The sequence below is a fragment of the Fodinibius roseus genome (genome assembly GCF_900129315.1).
GTDB classification, from domain to species: domain Bacteria; phylum Bacteroidota; class Rhodothermia; order Balneolales; family Balneolaceae; genus Fodinibius; species Fodinibius roseus.
In genome coordinates, this window is sequence record NZ_FQUS01000003.1 from 147,822 (window position 1) to 165,760 (window position 17,939).

Annotated in this window: 15 protein-coding genes; 9 read left to right on the forward strand and 6 right to left on the reverse strand. The window is 50.9% G+C overall.

Features of this window, described 5'->3' with window-relative positions; genetic code table 11:
* Window positions 1–58: 58 nt before the first annotated feature.
* Window positions 59–1,177: a glutamine-hydrolyzing carbamoyl-phosphate synthase small subunit gene (gene carA / locus BUB16_RS03680; RefSeq protein WP_073059602.1), complete on the reverse strand. Its 1,119-nt coding sequence runs from the start codon at window positions 1,175–1,177 to the stop codon at window positions 59–61.
* A 312-nt stretch (window positions 1,178–1,489) separates the two neighbouring features.
* Window positions 1,490–1,690, reverse strand: coding sequence for a CPXCG motif-containing cysteine-rich protein (locus BUB16_RS03685; protein ID WP_073059922.1), 201 nt, complete (start codon window positions 1,688–1,690; stop codon window positions 1,490–1,492).
* A gap of 666 nt (window positions 1,691–2,356) precedes the next feature.
* On the opposite strand from BUB16_RS03685, the gene BUB16_RS03690 reads away from it, so the two are divergent.
* Complete coding sequence (locus BUB16_RS03690; RefSeq protein WP_073059604.1) at window positions 2,357–2,794, forward strand: hypothetical protein; 438 nt, start codon at window positions 2,357–2,359, stop codon at window positions 2,792–2,794.
* 14 nt (window positions 2,795–2,808) lie between these two features.
* Here the strand turns inward: BUB16_RS03690 and BUB16_RS03695 are convergent, their stop codons facing one another.
* The 4 genes from BUB16_RS03695 to BUB16_RS03710 all read right to left on the reverse strand — a co-directional run bounded on the left by BUB16_RS03695 (window position 2,809) and on the right by BUB16_RS03710 (window position 8,128).
* Window positions 2,809–3,156, reverse strand: a complete 348-nt coding sequence (locus BUB16_RS03695) for a hypothetical protein (RefSeq protein WP_073059606.1) — start codon at window positions 3,154–3,156, stop codon at window positions 2,809–2,811.
* A 525-nt stretch (window positions 3,157–3,681) separates the two neighbouring features.
* Window positions 3,682–6,117 (reverse strand): penicillin acylase family protein, encoded by a 2,436-nt coding sequence (locus tag BUB16_RS03700; protein ID WP_073059609.1) that lies wholly within the window; start codon window positions 6,115–6,117, stop codon window positions 3,682–3,684.
* A gap of 280 nt (window positions 6,118–6,397) precedes the next feature.
* On the reverse strand, window positions 6,398–7,297 hold the full coding sequence (locus tag BUB16_RS03705) for a dimethylarginine dimethylaminohydrolase family protein (RefSeq protein WP_073059611.1): 900 nt from the start codon (window positions 7,295–7,297) through the stop codon (window positions 6,398–6,400).
* 36 nt (window positions 7,298–7,333) lie between these two features.
* Window positions 7,334–8,128, reverse strand: coding sequence for an SDR family oxidoreductase (locus BUB16_RS03710; RefSeq protein WP_073059613.1), 795 nt, complete (start codon window positions 8,126–8,128; stop codon window positions 7,334–7,336).
* Between the two features lie 593 nt (window positions 8,129–8,721).
* Here BUB16_RS03710 and BUB16_RS03715 point away from each other — a divergent pair.
* The 8 genes from BUB16_RS03715 to hemF all read left to right on the forward strand — a co-directional run bounded on the left by BUB16_RS03715 (window position 8,722) and on the right by hemF (window position 17,861).
* Complete coding sequence (locus tag BUB16_RS03715) at window positions 8,722–9,423, forward strand: response regulator transcription factor (protein WP_073059615.1); 702 nt, start codon at window positions 8,722–8,724, stop codon at window positions 9,421–9,423.
* Between the two features lie 160 nt (window positions 9,424–9,583).
* Window positions 9,584–10,981, forward strand: coding sequence for a sensor histidine kinase (locus BUB16_RS03720; RefSeq protein ID WP_073059618.1), 1,398 nt, complete (start codon window positions 9,584–9,586; stop codon window positions 10,979–10,981).
* Between the two features lie 317 nt (window positions 10,982–11,298).
* Window positions 11,299–12,423: a ferrochelatase gene (gene hemH, locus BUB16_RS03725; protein ID WP_073059620.1), complete on the forward strand. Its 1,125-nt coding sequence runs from the start codon at window positions 11,299–11,301 to the stop codon at window positions 12,421–12,423.
* Between the two features lie 3 nt (window positions 12,424–12,426).
* Window positions 12,427–13,692: a glutamyl-tRNA reductase gene (gene hemA / locus BUB16_RS03730; protein ID WP_073059622.1), complete on the forward strand. Its 1,266-nt coding sequence runs from the start codon at window positions 12,427–12,429 to the stop codon at window positions 13,690–13,692.
* A complete protein-coding gene (gene hemC / locus BUB16_RS03735) occupies window positions 13,685–14,608 on the forward strand; it encodes a hydroxymethylbilane synthase (protein ID WP_073059625.1) in 924 nt (307 codons plus the stop codon). Before hemA ends, hemC begins: the two co-directional genes overlap by 8 nt.
* Window positions 14,609–14,698: 90 nt before the next feature.
* On the forward strand, window positions 14,699–15,439 hold the full coding sequence (locus tag BUB16_RS03740; RefSeq protein WP_084088015.1) for a uroporphyrinogen-III synthase: 741 nt from the start codon (window positions 14,699–14,701) through the stop codon (window positions 15,437–15,439).
* 250 nt (window positions 15,440–15,689) lie between these two features.
* Window positions 15,690–16,745: a uroporphyrinogen decarboxylase gene (hemE, locus tag BUB16_RS03745; protein WP_073059925.1), complete on the forward strand. Its 1,056-nt coding sequence runs from the start codon at window positions 15,690–15,692 to the stop codon at window positions 16,743–16,745.
* Between the two features lie 174 nt (window positions 16,746–16,919).
* Window positions 16,920–17,861, forward strand: coding sequence for an oxygen-dependent coproporphyrinogen oxidase (gene hemF / locus BUB16_RS03750; RefSeq protein WP_073059928.1), 942 nt, complete (start codon window positions 16,920–16,922; stop codon window positions 17,859–17,861).
* Window positions 17,862–17,939 lie beyond the last annotated feature (78 nt).

Below are 17,939 nucleotides of genomic sequence, written 5' to 3' on the forward strand. Positions count from 1 at the left end.
GCGGCGTGAGATGCCCACATGTGTGTATGAGCAGCTCGTGCCGTGCCCGTGCTGTTCCTTAAGCCATTTCCTTTTTCCCTTCTTTGATCATATCCATGAACTGGTTGAAGAGATATCGCGAATCATGGGGTCCGGGCGAGGCCTCGGGGTGATACTGTACCGAAATGCCGGGAAAGTTTTTGAACCGAAGTCCCTCGATCGTCCCGTCGTTCAAATTTTTGTGCGTAATATCCACCCTGGACTCGTCCAGCGCCTCTTCATCTACTGCAAAACCGTGATTTTGGGTGGTGATTTCCACCAGACCGGTATCCAGGTTCTTGACCGGGTGGTTGGCGCCGCGGTGACCCACGAACATTTTTTTGGTAGAGATCCCTTCCGAGAGGGCCATCAGCTGGTGTCCCAGGCAAATACCGAAAATCGGCTTGCCGGTCTCTTTGGCATAGTCAACGATATCCAGCGCATATTTGGCCGTGGCATCCGGATCGCCGGGCCCGTTGCTAAAGAAGAAGCCGTCGGGGTTCCACTGTTCGAGTTCTTCCCGGAAATCGCCTTTGGCCGGAAAAATCCGGAGCGTGCAGCCCCGTTTTACAAAATTGTCGATAATACTTTGTTTGATGCCGTAGTCGAAGGCAGCCACTTTGAAAGGGCCGTCGCTGTGTACGGTTTGCGGCTCGTCGCGGGTGACCTCCGTAGCCAGCTCAAGCCCGACCATATCGTCCCAGTCCCGGGCTTTTTGCACAAGCCGTTCTTCATCCAGCTCATCGGATGAAATAACGGCGTTCATAACTCCTTTTGATCGGATATGACGAACGAGCTTGCGGGTGTCGATACCGGTGATACCGACCACCTCATTGCGTTCCAGGTATTGCTGGAGGTTGCCGTCGGCTTGCGAATTGCTGTGTTCCCACGAAAAAGAGCGAACAATGAGTCCCGCTATCATGACGCGCCGGGCTTCGTCATCGCGGCTCATCGTGCCGTAATTTCCGATATGCGGGTAGGTCATCATCATAAGCTGACCGTAGTAACTGGGATCGGTAAATATTTCCTGGTAGCCGACCATGCTGGTGTTAAAGCAGAGCTCACCACCGGTGGTTCCTTTTTTGCCGATGGCATAGCCATGCTCTACGGTGCCGTCGGAGAGCGCAATGATCGCTTTATCTCGTGAATACAGTGACATATTATTGAAAAGAAATTTTTGTAGGGTTCAAATTTAGACATAAAAAAAATCCGGCAACGAAATAGATGCCGGATTCAGGGAAAGGGGGAGGTGTGCTGACCATCGGGAAATGGTCAAATATTTTTTGAGCGTGCTGGAAGCCGTAATGACTCCCGCTTTTGGTAAAAAGTGTGTGCGTGCAGGCCAAGTGTTGTGTTTGTTATTCGCCTATTGTTAACCTTTTTGTGCGTGAAACAGTAATTCCAGCGCAAAACTGCATAAAGATACAAATCGCATATTTGAATTCCAACGGAATCTTAGGGGAAATTTCATTTATTGTGAAGGCTGGGCCTGGATGAGAAATTCCCTGGTTTTATAGTCGTAGGAGACGGAGAGCTCATTGGGCCGGCAGCAAACCTGGCAGTCTTCGATATATTTCTGGGTTTTACCCTGCGAAGGGTCGACAAATGTTGCGTTCACTTCTCCGCAGTAGGTGCAGGTGAAGGAGGGGCTGTCGGTATGTTCAGGCTTCATGGGGGGCATGATCAACCTATGTTAATCGGTGGATGATTACTTTTGTAATCTACAGGCTTTGTTGAACTATTGAAAGCCTGGTAATGAAATCAAAAAGATTTTTTTATGTTCATCCCGTGGTATCATGGCTCAGGGAAGCTTTTCTCGCTACTTTGGTATGGGTTCCCTTTTTTCTACTAAAGGTTCCATTCCTTTTTTCGATGATGAAAAAAGGAATCAAAAAAATCACCGGCTGAGGGTTCTTCGCCGGAGTGTGGCCGCTTCGAACCTGTAAAAGGCAAAACTCGCTCTCTCGGATCGCTCAGACAAGCCTATTTACGGCCGGTTCTTGCGGCCTCCCTCTGGGGGGCTCACAACTCAAGGCCGGAAAATGAGTTTTCATTATTTTCAAGGCCGTATATTTCTGTTAAAAAAAATAACAAGTTCTATTCAGGGAGATTCTTTTTTAGTACGACAGACTCCAACGGAGGGGTTTGTGATTGGCAATCCATGTATTAAAGATATATTTTTGTAGCAATCCCAGGTCAACTAACCCCTCTTTATCTCCTCTTTACAAGAGCAGGCATAACCAAATTATCGGTGTTCTTATCCTTATGGCAGGGGAATGGGAGGGGCGTTGGCTATTAAAAACTATTTCAAATCTCTAAGGATGTTTTAATATATATTATGAAATATGCATATACAGTTATTATCGGGGGATTGTTATTATTTACGGCTTGTAAGGATCCATCTGAAAAGTCTGAAATAGCTAAGGATAGTACGGCAGCAGCAACTAAAAAAGACAGCAGTACGTATCTAAAGCCGGGTTTCGACTACGTAACGCAAGTTCCTGACAGCCTAAAGACTCCTGAACAAAAAAAGTTAGCAAAGCAACTCCTGGAAATAAGTATCGAACACATAAAGGTGGTCGATAATCGCATGGTCTTCGATATGTCAAGAGACGAATTTTTGAAGACCAGTATTCCTATTGAATATTATGATCTTTTTAAAAAGGACATGAAAAATAACAATAGGTATATAAAAGAACAGAGTATCAAGAATGTAGATGAAATGATAGAGGAATATCGCCGTAATACCCGAGAGGTGTTGAAAGAGAAGTATTAATCAATAACTACGCCTTATATATTGCGATTAAAGAACACTTTCTTGAAGAAGTAGCCCGTCAGGGTCGAAAGTCCGCCTGCCATACCGCCTGCCACGACGGTACCGGTAATAACCAGAAAAGGATAAGGGAGGCTAAAAAGCTCAGCGATACGCATAGTGAGAATCCCGTCATTAGCGAAGTGTATATAGGCCGTTTGGAGGAGCCATAATCCCCCTATTCCCAAAAATCCGTAACCGAAGGAGTTCCATCCGGTTTTGCCCATCCACATTCCCAGAAGAAGGGCGGGGATCGCCAGCGACCACCAGGGCAGAATAAAACTCAACATCCAGGCGGAGAGTGCGAGCAGGATCGCTAAAATCATGATTGTGTTACTGCTATACGTTGTCGTTTATGGATACAGTAGTGTAAGAATATAAGGTTTCCCATAAAATACAGATTACGTTATTCCGTTTTTTCAGTCATAAAAACCCCGACTGAATAAATTGATACTACTGATTTTTGGTTCATTTTTCCAGGATGAAAAACGAACCAAAAACTTCCTGGGGAATAGCAAAATCTTGTACTTGTCAAAACTTTTCCTCTGGGATAGCTCTTCCCCAATAGTACTTTTTTAAAAAAACCTTCGCGTTATTCCACAGACCCCGTTACTTATTAATACCAGGTATCGCATTTTCTTTCATCCCAGGCAGATACAAGAACATCTAACGCTTCGGCTCCGGTCACTCGTTTCATCATAATGAATGAGGCCGGGTGGGGTTGTCGCTAATATCAGAAAATTCCACTATCGCTTAGCACTGCTTTCTACCTGATACTTTTTACTAAATACTAAAAAAGTTCATTCGCTTCGCTCATTTCTCTCAGAACGACAGTTTTTTGCTGCTTTTATTTAAGGCTTTCGCAAAACAATAGAATAAGCCACCGAATCGGCACGGGCAGGTTGCTGTTTCGGAAACCAAAGCGGGTAGAGGGTCCCTTTAGTCCACTCGTCGATCATATCATCATAATGGGGCGAGCCCGGGTTGCCGGACTGTCCCCCGGGATAGATACCGTAGGCCCGGGGCCGGGGCCCCAGTTCAACGACCATGCGCCAGGAGGGACCGTGACTGCCCCGGACGGCATTGACGGATTCCGCCGCGCCCCCGGTAAAGACCTCCCGGCGGCCCAGGCCCGGAACCCGTGCCAGGTGACCGATATTCGTGTTATTGACATAGCCCCATTTCCAGTGTTCCCCGAAGGATCCGAATTCGCGGCTAAGCTGCCGGAAGGCCCGGTGAAACGATTGTTCAATAAGATCATCCAGTGTTTCCGTTTCCACTGTGTTCATATCATCGTACCACCGGGCGGCCGAATCGGCCAGGATCATCCGGGCCGTCTGATCGCGGGCCGGCCGCTCCATCGGGGCGTCAATAGCGTGATACTCATCATCCCAGATGGCCGCTTCAAGTGCCTCCCACCAGTAGGCAAAGAGGGAGGGAGCGATAAGATCGCCCTTGTTTTCATAGTTCCAGCTGGTGAGCTTTTGCAGCGCTTCCCGCTTGCGGCCGGACAGCGTATGGCCTTTCAGGTCTTCCAGCAGCCGGGGGAGCACCGTCCGGGCGTGATAGCTGTAGGTGTCCATTTGCAGCTGCTGCATATCCTCCGGGGTAATATCATCCATCCCCGCAAGCCGGTCGTTGATGCGCCGTCCCCGTTCATAGGGAGCAAAATCATCATCCAGGTAGTAGGGGTAGGCATCGCCCGTGGGATCCTGGTTGGCCGAGCTCACGAAACCGCGCTTAGGGTTCCTGACCGAGGGAATGTGATCGAAGGGAATCCATCCCTGCCAGTCGTAGCGGGGATCGGAACCGTCGCTGACAAATCGTCCCTGCTGCTCCCACTTCAGCGGGTACCTACCGGCAACCGTCAGTGCAATATCGCTGCTGTCGGCAAACACCCAGTTTTGAGCGGGACTCCGGTAATGGGTTAAGGCCCGCCGGTAGTCTTCATAGTTTTCCGCCTTGTTGATATCCAAAAAGTAACGGAGCTCGTTGGACGGTTCATAGGCAATCCACCGCATGGCATGGAATTTCGGGATATGCGAGCGCATCGGTTCCTTCCCGGAGGTCTGCACAACCGGACCGTGATGGGTATAGACCACCGTGTCAACGACCGTTTCCTGTCCCCGTACCTCGATCTGTTCCACCCGTTTCTGCGTTGATCTCCACGTCCCGTCGTACCGGTATTCGGAAAGCGTGGAGTCGCGGAAGGTCATTTCATACCAGTCCCAAACGTCGGCGCTGACATTGGTCGTGCCCCAGGCCACCTCTTCATTAAAACCAACAATGACGGAGGGGGCCCCGGGCAGGGAAACGCCCATCACATTTTGTGCCGGGCTGTGCAGCTGCACGGCGTACCAGATGGAGGGCAGGGTCATATTCAGGTGGGGATCGTTTGCGAGGAGAGGATAGCCGCTGGCTGTTTTGGAGCCGCTGACCGCCCAGTTGTTGCTTCCGTTGAGCGGGTCGGGCCGGAAGGGTGGGATATCATCCACAACGGAGGGCCTGAAGGTCGAGTCAGGCTTTTGGACCGGAATCGGATCGAAGGACCACTCGGTGCCTGCCGGAATAACCGGGTCATTCAGCCGGGGATCCGGATCAAGCACCTGACGGATAAAAGCGTCGCCGAAAAACGCCCTGGTGTTGCTCATCTGCAGATCCTGGTTGCTGCCCGCCAGCGTGTACGTCATACTTTTCAGAAGCAGGGCGGTTTTCAGGGGGGTCCACCGCTCGGGTTCATAATCGAGTATCTTGTACTCCAGTGGATAATCGGCCTTTCCAAGCTCGTTAATCCAGGCGTTCACACCGTCCGCATAAGCCCGGACGGCAGCAGCTGTTTCCGGGTGGCCGAGCATCTCTTCCCGGGCCTGTTCAGCGGCATACACCATCCCGATGCGCCGCCGGTAGCGGTCGTATTCCAGGGCACCGGGACCTATGATCTCGGAGAGTCTTCCCGCTGCCGCGTGCGTCTGAAATTCCATTTGCCAGAGCCGGTCGCGGGCGGTGATATATCCCTGGGCAAAATAGAGGTCCCGGTCGTTCGCGGCAAAAATATGCGGGATGTTATGCTTATCGACATGGATACCGACCGTATCCGCAAGGGCACCGGCCGGCAACGTCGTGATGCGGTCGGCCGGCTTATCCGTAACCGCATTCGCCCAGAAGCCGGTAGCGGGATTCAGAAAAGGTCCCAGTGGAGGAGCAGGTCCCACTCCAATGGAAAGAAGCCAAAAGAGCAGCAGGGTAGCTGCTGCTGAAACAAGCAGCCGAATCACATGATTGGCCATAGTATTTCATTCAGGTTATTATTAATTACCGGAGGATGCCGGTTGTTAACTCCTCCCAAGGACTAATATCAATTATTTTCTATTAGGAATCATGGGTCGTGAGTATTGAGTCATGAGTAAAAAACAATAATTAAAAAAGGATAAATGGGACCACTGGTGTTCTGAATACATTATCTCAACCTCAACCTGTAACGTTCAACTTAATCAGCTTAAGACTTAGCACTTCTCGCGCTTTTCTGAACTCACTACTCAATACCTACGACTCATGACTATGATCCCGCTACCACAGGAGCATCTTCATGCAGAAGACACTCCCCCCGCTTTTCAGAAACTCAGACGTGCTGACCTCGTGAACCGAAAAACCGGCATCCTGTAATTTTTTATTAACATCCGTGCATCCCTGCTGTATGATGACATTGCGTCCGTCGGGACAGCAGGCGTTGCAGGCAAAGAGCTCTTCGGCCTCATATTCCGCCGCTTCAATTACCCGATTAAAGACCGCGTGGATGAGCTCCAGCCCGTGCTCCGTGAACGCTTCCGGGTAGATCAGCGCGGTATGTTCATCCAGCACGCAGAAGCAGGTATCGAGATGGTAGAATGTTTCATCCGCCAGTTCAAGCGTGATCACCGGCACGTTAAAAGTATCCGAAATGGTTTGATAGGCATCCAGTGAAGAACGATGACCATATCCGCCCCAGAGCAGGCGCCTTCCGCTGTGCCAGATGGCATCCCCGCACCCTTCGAAATTTTCGATCTTACGTTCATCCAGGTAATGGATCTCATGGCCGTTCTGGCGATACCACTGCTCGAAGTAGGGCACCTCTTTTTTGCGCTGTTCCGCATGCATGATACTCATAAAAACGTGCCGGTGATCCTCCTCATTGATATACGGCAGGCTTTGGTTGGCACAGAATACCATATCGGGCAATCCATCCTGGTCTTCGATAATTCGTACGTTGAGGCCGATCCGGTCGAACAGCGAGCGCACCATTTTCCATTCCTTGTGGGCCTCTGTGGTATCCACTTTTCCCACCTGGTTCGCCATATGGGGATTGATCACGTAATCCACCGAATAGTGCAGGGGACGGACCATCAGTACGTCCGTGGGCAGCGGCATGGAGGAAAGGTCATCAATGCTATTAAAAAAGAGCTGTTCAGCAGTGGTAATGAGTTGCGGCATAAGGTTTGTCTTGCTGTTTTACCATTAAATTTTGCGTCAGGTGACCTCTGTTTTTAACAGCAGCTTGTTAAGCAGGCCCGGGGCCCATCGCTTGAGATAAACGCCCGCAATTTCCCTGCCCCCGATATAGATTTCATTTTTTTGTTTGGCAATCCTGGGAAGCAGCTTCTCTGCAAACTCGCCCGGCAGCATCCCCTCTTGTTGTCCCCTGCCCATTTTGTCGTGTTTGCTTCCGTCGCCTTCCAGCGCATTTCGGGTGATATCGGTTTTTATATAACCGGGGCAGACCAGCGTAACGGTAATATTATGCTCGTGTACTTCCTGGCGCAGGCAATCGAAATAACCGTGCAGGGCGTGTTTGGAAGCGGCGTAACTGGACCGCAGTCGCGTGCCGAATTTCCCCATAACGCTGCTGGTCACCACAATATGTCCCCCTTGCCGTTCAATCATAGCGGGCAGCACGGCCTTGGTCAGCGCCACGGAACCGAAGAAATTGACTTCCATCACCTTCCGTACGACCTCCAGTTTGGTATCCACGGCCAGGGAGCGCTGGCTGATGCCCCCGTTATTAAACAGGTAGTCGATGCGGCCATACCGGTCGCGTGCCTGCCGGGCTTTATCGTCCAGGGCATCGGTCTCCGTCAGGTCCAGCGGCAGGATGTGAATATCTTCCGGGGAACCGGCACAGTTGCTCTTTACCTCCTTCAGGGCTTCCTCCCGGCGCGAGGATAAAATGAGCCTGGCCCCGCGCTCATGCAGAGCGTACGCCAGGGCTTCCCCGATGCCGGAAGAAGCCCCGGTAATCCAGATTGCCTTATTTTTGAATGTCATGTGATATATGATATAAATATTAACAGTAAAATCAGTATGAGAGAGCTTTGCAAAGCCGTTCTTTTGGCGAGGAGCTTGTCGGACTTAGCAAAATCTACTGCGAGTCCGTCGTGTTTGGCCGGATTCCGAGTTCTTTTTCGTTAAATTAGTAGGTGTTGGGTATTGCTCGTCGGTTCAGGTAAGATGTTGAAACAAGCAGAAGATGACAAGGTTTATTTTGCAAGAGGCCGTGGCAAAATCGTTGTTTTGTTCAGTGGCTACATGTTCACAGTTTCACTATCCTCCTCATCATCATGTATCGTCTGTTTATACACTGTGGGTTACCATTGTTCCGGCTTTGGTATCGAACAAAATCCCCGGTTTTTCAAAAGCCACTGGGTATCAATGAGAAGTTCAGATACTCTGTAAAGTTTACTATCTTACCAACGATTTCGGGCGGAGCACTGTTTGATATGCTTCTATAGCCTGAATTATTCATAAATAATAAGGAATCATTCGTAATCCTATTATTTTTTAAAGCCTTAGCGCATAGTTAAGTCTTCTTTGTGAATAATCCGGGTAGCTGTTTCAGAATGTAACCAAAATTAGTTGTCGTGAAACCCAGACACAGTATATTATTAGTCGAAGATGAAGAGGAATCGGCCGAAATGCTGGCTAACTTCCTGGAAATGAATGATTACGAGGTCCTTGTTGCTCATGAGGGGAACCGGGCGCTGGAGCTGATCGAGCAGCACGCAGGCGAAATACATCTTGCCATACTGGATATCATGGTCCCCAACGTGAATGGGAAAGAGATCTGTCGTCATATCCGCAAGCATCCCGTATTGCATGATATTCCCGTTATTTTCCTGACTGCCAAAGACGAAGAACAGGATGAGATCGAAGGCCTTGAGCTGGGAGCCGACGACTATATTCCCAAGCCGGCCAGCCTCAACCTTGTGAAGGCCCATGTGGAATCACTGCTTCGTCGGCAGAGCCCGCAGAAGGCCAACTGGCTGCAGTACGGGGATACCTATCTCGATACTGACGCCAAGGAACTGTATGTGGAAAATGAGAAAATTGACCTCACCTCAACGGAATACACCCTGATCGAGCTCTTTTACAAAAATCCGAAACGCGTCTATACCCGGCAGGAGATCCTGGAACACATTACCGAAGAAGACCGGTTTGTGTTTGACCGGACCGTGGATGTGCATGTTAAAAATCTCCGCCTGAAAATGGAAGATGCGGGTGAAATTATAAAAACCTACCGCGGCATCGGTTACGGACTGAACCGCGAAATCGTCAAGGTATAGTGCTGGAATGCATCTGTCCTGTCAGGCTGAGGAGCGGATACTTTTGTACGGTTGACGGCTCTGGCAGCGTTTCAACGAGAGTCGGCTCCTGCCGGCATTTTAACAATACAATACTTCCGGGATTTTTGTACACTGAAAGACTATTTGGAAATAAGCGGTTATGAGTATACGTTCAAAATTGGCGTGGACGTTTATCCTGCTGTTGATCTTCGGGATTACCTCCATCAGCAGTTATTCCATCCTGTTTATCCGGGATTACCTTCTGGAAGAGGGACGGACCGAGATGGAGCGGGACACGCGCTGGCTGGCGGTAACCGTAGCCAACCTGACCAACGACGAGCAGTTTTCCACCCGCTTTAAAGAAGCCGCACAGACTTCCGGCTATCAGCTGGCGCTGTACGACTCGTCGGGACAGCTGACAGAGGCCTACCGGGATAGCGATACTACCTTCGTGCCCCCCCAAAACTTGACGGCCGGGATCCTGGAAAGCATCAGCGCGCGCGAGGGACTTCCACTGCTGCCGCGTAATCCGGATTCGGATCTGTTAACCAGCTATATTGAACTGCAGGATGCGTCCGGCCACATTCGGTACCTGCATGTCGGGCAGCTGAAAGACCGGATTTATGCGCCTATAAAAACAATCCGGTGGATCATCTACTACGGCATGTTTATCTCTGTCGGACTGGTCGTGATCGTAAGTATCTGGATTTCGCGATATCTCACCAGGCCGATCACGCAAATTAAAAATGCCGCACAGGATATTGCCGAGGGGGATGTGGAGCGGGAAATCGATCTCAACCGAAGCGACGAATACGGCACCCTGGCAACTTCGCTCAACCAGATGGCTTCCCGGCTTCGCGAGGATACCCGCCAGATCAAGCAGTTTGCCGAAAAACAGCAGCAGTTTTTTGCCGATATCACCCATGAAATCCGCAACCCGCTCCACAATATTTCAGCGGCCCTGGATATGCTGGAGCTGAAAGAGCTTTCGTCCGAACAAAAGGAAAAGTATATCCGGTCGGCTAAAAACCAGACCAAGCGGATCTCTCGTCTCTTCAGGGATTTGAAAACCCTGCAGCGCTACGACTCTGACGAGTATTTCGTGGAAATGACGAAATTTGATCTTTCTCAGATTGCCCGGCACATGCGGGAATGGTATTCCGACAAGGCCCGGGAAAAAGGCATTGCGCTTCATATAGATGACCAACCCTGCCGGGCTGTCGGCGACCCCGGAAAGATAGAGCAGGTAATTGACAATCTTGTTTCCAATGCCTTGAAATATACGAACAAGGGGGAGGTACGCCTGCAGTATATCGAACAGGAAAAGGAAGTGACCATTGAGGTATCTGATACGGGCATTGGTATTTCCGAAGAACACCTTGACCGGCTTTTCGATCGTTTCTACCGCACGGATAAAGCCCGGTCGAGGGACAAGGGGGGCACGGGACTCGGGTTGGCGGTAGTCGAAAGTATCCTGAAGGCCCATGATACAGCTATCCATGTTGACAGCAAGAGGGGAGAGGGTACCCGGTTTTGGTTTAGGTTGCCGAAGGGATAACCAACAGCTGTTGTTGCCCCGGCAGGGAACCCGGCAAGTTTCGTTCTATGTCTTGATTTACCTGTGTATGCAGCGAGTAATAGTTATTTTGTCGCAGGAAAAATAAATTCAAAAATAATACTGAATCAAATTATCAGCGATTATTTGTCAGGGATGCGGGTTAAATATTAGACTCGTTCTAAATAGAATTCATTCGTCTTTCTTCAAATTCCCTTCACAAAGAATGGATTTATTTACCCTGATGACCAGTAAACTGCAAACAGATCAAAGTAAACAGCAACAAGGCCTTGTTTGCCTTAGATTAAGCGATTACGTCCATGGCTACTGAAAATGACAAGCGAATCGGGGTCGTGCTTATGAATATGGGCGGCCCCACGGCCGATTACGCGGTACGCCCCTTTTTAAACAACCTCTTCCGCGATGAAGATATTATTAAAATGGGCGGAGGAAAAATACAGGAGCTGTTTGCAAAGATTATATCTAAATTCAGGGCCCCGAACGTGCAGGAAGATTACGAAGAGATCAACGGTTGTCCCCGCGGCTGTATGGGCAACAAGCACTGCCTGAACCGCAAGAACAGCGTGGTGTCAACCTGCTGTTCCCCCATCAACAGTTTGACGGAGCAACAGCGGCGTGCCCTGGAAAAGCATTTTAAAAAGACGATGCCCGAACAACACGTGAAGGTCTACACCTGCATGCGTTACTGGCTGCCGTTTGCGGGTACGACCATGGATGATATGGTGGAGGACGGTATTACCCACGCTGTTATGGTGCCGCTGTACCCGCACTTTTCATGGACGACGACCGGCAGCAGTTTCCGGGATTGGGAAAGCACGCGCAAAGAGAAGTTCGGGGGGCAAGCGCCCTGGAAAGAATTTCATGTCAAAAATTACCATCTCGACGAGCATTACTTGAGCGCCATGAACGATCGTATCGATGAGGCGCTGGCCGGGATGAATGAAGAAAGGCGTAATAAGACCCATTTTATTTTCAGCGCTCACGGTACGCCTATGCTCGAGGTGCGAAGCGGAGATCCGTATACGGCGGAAATTAACCAGACCATGGAAGCGATCATGGAGATGCGCGGTTACGATCACGAGTACTGGCTGGGGTATCAGTCGAAAGTGGGTCCTCAAAAATGGACCCAGCCCAATACGGCCGAGCTGGTTGAGCGCCATATTGAATACGGCATTAAAAATTTCCTGATGATTCCGATCGCTTTTGTAACCGACCATATTGAAACGCTCTACGAACTGGGCGTCGAGCTGGCAGAGGATCTTGAAGAGGAGGGGTATGACTTTGAACACATAACGGTTATGCCGGGGATTAATGATCATCCCGACTATATTCAGGCGCTGGCCGGCCAGGCCATGGATAAACTGGACCATGAAATTAACGTTGAAACGGGAACCAATCCACAATCTGAAAAGGTTTCGGCTTGAAGCATGAGATTAGATCCGCCTAACATAGCTGATTTTTGTGTCGTTGGAGTCAACCACTGGGAAGCGACCATCGATGTGCGTGAGCGCTTCAGCCTGACGAGTGCGCAAAAGAAAGAGCTTATTCAGGGCGCAGAGCGCGAGGGCATCAACAGTCTTTTTGTGATCTCTACCTGCAACCGCACGGAGATTTTTGCCCGGGATGCCACGCCCCAGGAGATTATTCGCCTGCTGGTCGCTTATTCCGGGGCTACGCTGGAGGAATTCCACAACTACGGCTTTGAGAAAGAGGGACAGCGGGCCGTCGAGCATCTTTTCCAGGTTACGGTGGGACTTGATTCCCAGATTTTAGGCGATCTTCAGGTCGTAAAACAGGTCAAGGAAGCATATGAACGGTCCAGCAGACTGGATGCGGTTGATGGTGAACTGCATCGGCTGATGCAGCATGTGTTTCGGGCCCACAAGCGGTCCCGAAATGAGACCTCCCTGGGCGAAGGCGCTGCCACCACGGCCTATGCCGCCGTCAAGTTTGCCATCAAGACGTTCGAAAACCTGAAGAATAAGAATATTCTGCTGGTCGGGACGGGCAAAATAGGGAAAGTGACCTGTAAAAACCTGATCAACCTCGGAGCCCGGAAACTGACGCTGATCAACCGCACGCGCGACCGGGCGGAGTTTGTGGCTGAGAAGTACAACCTGCAGGTGGCGGGGATGGAGCGGCTTCCGCAGGAGATCGCCGAGGCGGATCTGGTGATCGTAGCTACCGGTTCCAAGGAGCCGGTGATTACGCTTGACGATATGAAGCCGTCGCTTCTGAACCCGAAATTCAAGGTGATGGTCGACCTGTCGGTGCCCCGCAACATCGACCCGGAAATTGACGATCTGAATTTTGTGGATCTGGCGAATATGGATTTTCTCACGGATGTCACCGATGAGGCGTACCGGCGGCGCGAAGAGAATATCCCGCTGGTTAAAAAGATTATTGAAGATGAACTGACCGACTACAAAAACTGGCTCAGCAAGCAAAAAGTGGTGCCCACCATCAAGGCACTGACGGCCAAGTTCGATACGATCCGTGAAGATGAGTTCGAATTTTTTAAAAATAAAATTTCAGAGACGGATAAAGAAAAGGTTGAGAATCTGACTCGTCGTATTGTCAATAAAATTGCCGCTTACTCCATTGAACACCTGCGCGACCATCACGAGTCGGAACAGGTAACGAAGGTGGTACATGATATGTTTAAGTTAGAGTTGAAAGGCGATAATGAGTAAGCATTCTGCGATTCGTATTGGGACCCGCAAGAGTCAGCTGGCGACGTGGCAGGCCCGACAGGTGGCCCGAAAACTCCGGGAGATCGGCCACGAGACCGAACTTATTTTTGTTACCTCGGAGGGTGATATAGACCTGACGACCCCGCTTACCGAAATGGGGGGCAAGGGCGTATTCACCAAAGCACTCGATAACGCTCAGCTAAACGGCGAGGTTGATATAGCGGTTCATTCCTTTAAAGATCTGCCGACCGAAAATCCCCTTCCCCTCAAGGTAGCGGCTGTTATGGAACGGGCCGATCCGCGTGATTCCCTGGTGGCCCCCGGCGGCCCCGGTTTTTTGAGTGACTCCGATTACCGGGCCACCATCGCCACCAGCAGTAATCGCCGGCGTGCCCAGTGGCTGCACCGCTACCCGAATCACGAAATCGTAAATATCCGCGGGAATGTGAATACCCGCCTGGAAAAAGTGGAAACCAACGACTGGGACGGGGCTATCTTTGCCGCGGCGGGACTCCAGCGTATTGATCTGGGTCATCATATAAGCGGGTACCTGGACTGGATGGTGCCGGCTGCGGCCCAGGGAGCAATGGCGGTGATGGTTCGGGAAGATGACGGAGAGATGGACGAGATTGTTGCGCAGTTGAACCACGATGATACGGCGTTATGCACGGGGATCGAGCGTGATTTTCTGCACGACATGGAAGCCGGCTGCAGCGCTCCGGTCGGCGCCTACGCTTTCATTGAAGAGGAAAACGTCCACTTTAAGGCAGTGGCCCTGACCCTGGACGGGCGTGAGCGATACGACTGTGAAGAACGGGTCCCCGTCAGTGAAACCGGGGAATTGGGTCATGCCGCCGCCCGGACCCTGCTCAGCAAAGGAGCTGACACCGTTATTGACGAGATGAAATCGGACTAAATATGAAGCAGTTTAGGTTGATCTAACGAATAAATCTCAGCGTAACCAAATCACTCAGGTTAATCAGACAACAAGGTTAATCCCCGATCAATGAGACAAAACAAGCAAAATATTTTAGTCACACGCCCCTTGTCCGCGCAGCAGCTGGAATATGCCCGTATCCTGGGACTGGAACCGGTGGTCGAACCCGCCCTTGAATTCAATTTCCCGGATTACTGGGATGGCGTCCTCAAGGTGATCAATGATCATCTCAAGTCGGACTGGGTGTTTACCAGCGCCAACGGGGTAAAGGCTCTGGGAGAGCTGATGAGGGCCGGCCTGCAGGTGCGTCCCGAAACACAGCTTTTTGCGGTGGGAGCCAAAACCCAGGAAGCCCTGGGGGAACTGGGGCTTGAATCACGGATTCCGCGCATACAGGATGGCAAACACCTGGCGGAGCTGATCGTCGAGGAGGGAAAAATAAATTCGGTGATCTATTTTCATGGGAACCTGAGCCGCGATGAAATGACCGATCGTCTGGTGGATGAAGGAATTGAAGTTATCGAGCTGGAGGTCTACGAAACCGTCATACATCCCGTCTATCTGCCCGATAAGCCGGTCAGCGGTATCCTGTTTTACAGTCCCAGTGCGGTAGAGGGCTTTAAGAGGGGGGAAGGGTTTGATCACGACCATCTGCCCCCGCTGTTTGCCATCGGTCCCACTACCGCAAAGATCCTGAAAGAGGAAAGCAACCAGCCGGTGGAAACTGCCCGGCAACCCGATACCGAAGTCCTCCTCCGCACGGCGGCCAACTATATTTTTAATGATAATAATAAAGCAGAAAGCATCTAACTACAGGGTAGCATTATAACAGCGAAACGCTGACCGTATCGCGGATGTTGAAAAACCGGGAGTTTGGTCGATATCAAAACTCTGGACTCATTCGTAACCACAACATATAATATAAAAGTATAAGTTAGGCGAGAGTGAGAACATTGAATACGCGACGATGCAGAGACAGGCCGGAAGGACGATTTTGCAAAGCTCTCTGCTACAGTTAGCTTTTTTAATTTTTAAGAACCTGGGACAGATAAAAAATAGTATGAAAAATGCATTTCCCGAATTGAAAAACGACTTGTTACTGCGGACCCTCAACGGCCGGGAAGTCGAACGTCCCCCGGTGTGGATGATGCGCCAGGCGGGACGGTATCTGCCCCAGTACATGGAAATCCGGAAGAAATATACCTTCTTTGAACGGGTGGAGACGCCCGAGCTGGCCTGTGAAATCACGATCCAGCCCATCGACGAGCTCGGCCCGGATGCCGCAATTATTTTCTCAGACATCCTGACGGTCCCGCAAGCCCTCGGCATCGATGTAGACCTGGTGAAGGGCAAGGGACCGGTGATCGACAATCCGATCCGCAGCGTGGACGATGCTTTTGCCATTTTAGCCCGGGACGTGCCCGGGAAGCTGAATCACGTGATGGAAGCGATAACGCTGACGCGCAGGGAGCTCAACGGGCGGGTACCGCTGATCGGTTTCGCCGGGGCGCCGTGGACGCTTTTCTGCTATATGGTGCAGGGCGAGGGATCCAAGAATTTTGCCAAAGCCAAAGCGTTTATGTACCAGCATCCGGATGCGGCGCGTCATGTCATGAAGGAATTGACAAAGGCTACGATTGACTATCTGAAGGCCCAGGTTTCAGCCGGGGCCCAGGTGGTGCAGCTTTTTGATTCCTGGGCGGGCCTGCTGGGTCCCGAAGATTTCAACGAGTGGGCGATGCCCTGTCTAATGGAAATTTGTGATGCAGTGGATGAGGTACCGCTGATCCTGTTTGCCAAAGGCAGCTGGTACGCCCTGGAGCGGCTCAGCTTCAAAAGCGGCGCTGCGGCAGTGGGACTCGATTGGACGATTACCCCCGAATACGGGCGGGAGGCTACCCGGGGCGAAATCGTGCTGCAGGGGAATTTTGATCCCTCCAAGCTGATGATGCCGGCGGATGAGATTAAGCGTCAGACAACGCGGATGATCGACCGCTTTGGGCCTCAAAAATATATCGCAAACCTGGGACATGGAATCCTGCCGAACATCCCTGTGGATCACGCCCGTGCTTTCATCGACGCCGTAAAGGAGTATGAGCCCAGGAAGGTCGTATGAAAAAGCTTTGAAAAACCATAAATGTTACATTTAGCCTGCCGAAGCATCTCCCGGATACATTTTCTGTTCCTGCAAGCTGGAGATCCTTCAACGATGGTCAGGGTGACAAACAGGGGGATTAAAAATCCTGTTTGATATAGATGAAAGAAAAAAGACAAGATAGCATGTATGACGATTAAGGATAGATTTACCGATTACATCCTAAACCTGCAGGATGAGATCTGCGACCGGCTGGAGGAACTCGAGCAAAACGCCCGGTTCCGCCGCGATGACTGGGATCGCGAAGGCGGGGGCGGGGGACACAGCCGTGTGATTGAAAAGGGAGCTGTTTTTGAAAAAGGCGGGGTCAACATTTCTACGGTTCACGGCGAATTGCCGGAACTGATTCGCAGGCGTTTTGAGGTAGAGCAGGGTTGGTTCTGGGCCGGGGGACTTTCGCTGGTGATTCATCCCCGGAGTCCGATGGTGCCCACGGTGCACGCGAACTACCGGTATTTTGAACTATATGACGATGCCGCCATGAATGAGGTCCGGGACTGCTGGTTTGGCGGCGGGGCCGATCTGACGCCATACTACCTGCGGGATGAAGATGCGGTGCATTTTCACCGGGTGCTGAAAACGGCCTGTGACAAGCACGGCAGCGAGCTGTATCCCCGGTTCAAAAAAGAGTGCGATGAGTATTTTTATAACGAGCACCGCTCCGAGGGGCGCGGGGTGGGGGGACTCTTTTTCGATTATTTGCGTCCCACCGGGAACCGATCTCCCGAAGACTGGTACGCCTTTACCACGGAAGTGGGCGACGGGTTTCTGGAGAGCTACCTGCCTATCGTAAAACGGCGAAAGGAGGAATCCTATACCGACCGGCAGCGATATTTTCAGGAGATCCGTCGCGGCCGGTATGTGGAGTTTAATTTAATTCACGATCGCGGTACCTTGTTTGGTCTGAAAACGGAAGGACGAACGGAGTCTATTTTAATGAGTCTGCCCCCGCGCGTGCGATGGGATTATGACTTCCAGGTGCCGGAAGACAGCGAAGAAGCCTATTTGATCGAGCGGCTCAAAAATCCTGTAGACTGGATCGCATATGGCAAAGAATTGGAAATGGAAGAGCCATAAGGCGGATGGAGCAGGTCCGGGTCAACCGGTAATATAAATATTATATGGTCAATGGTAACAAGATGAATATATTTGTTG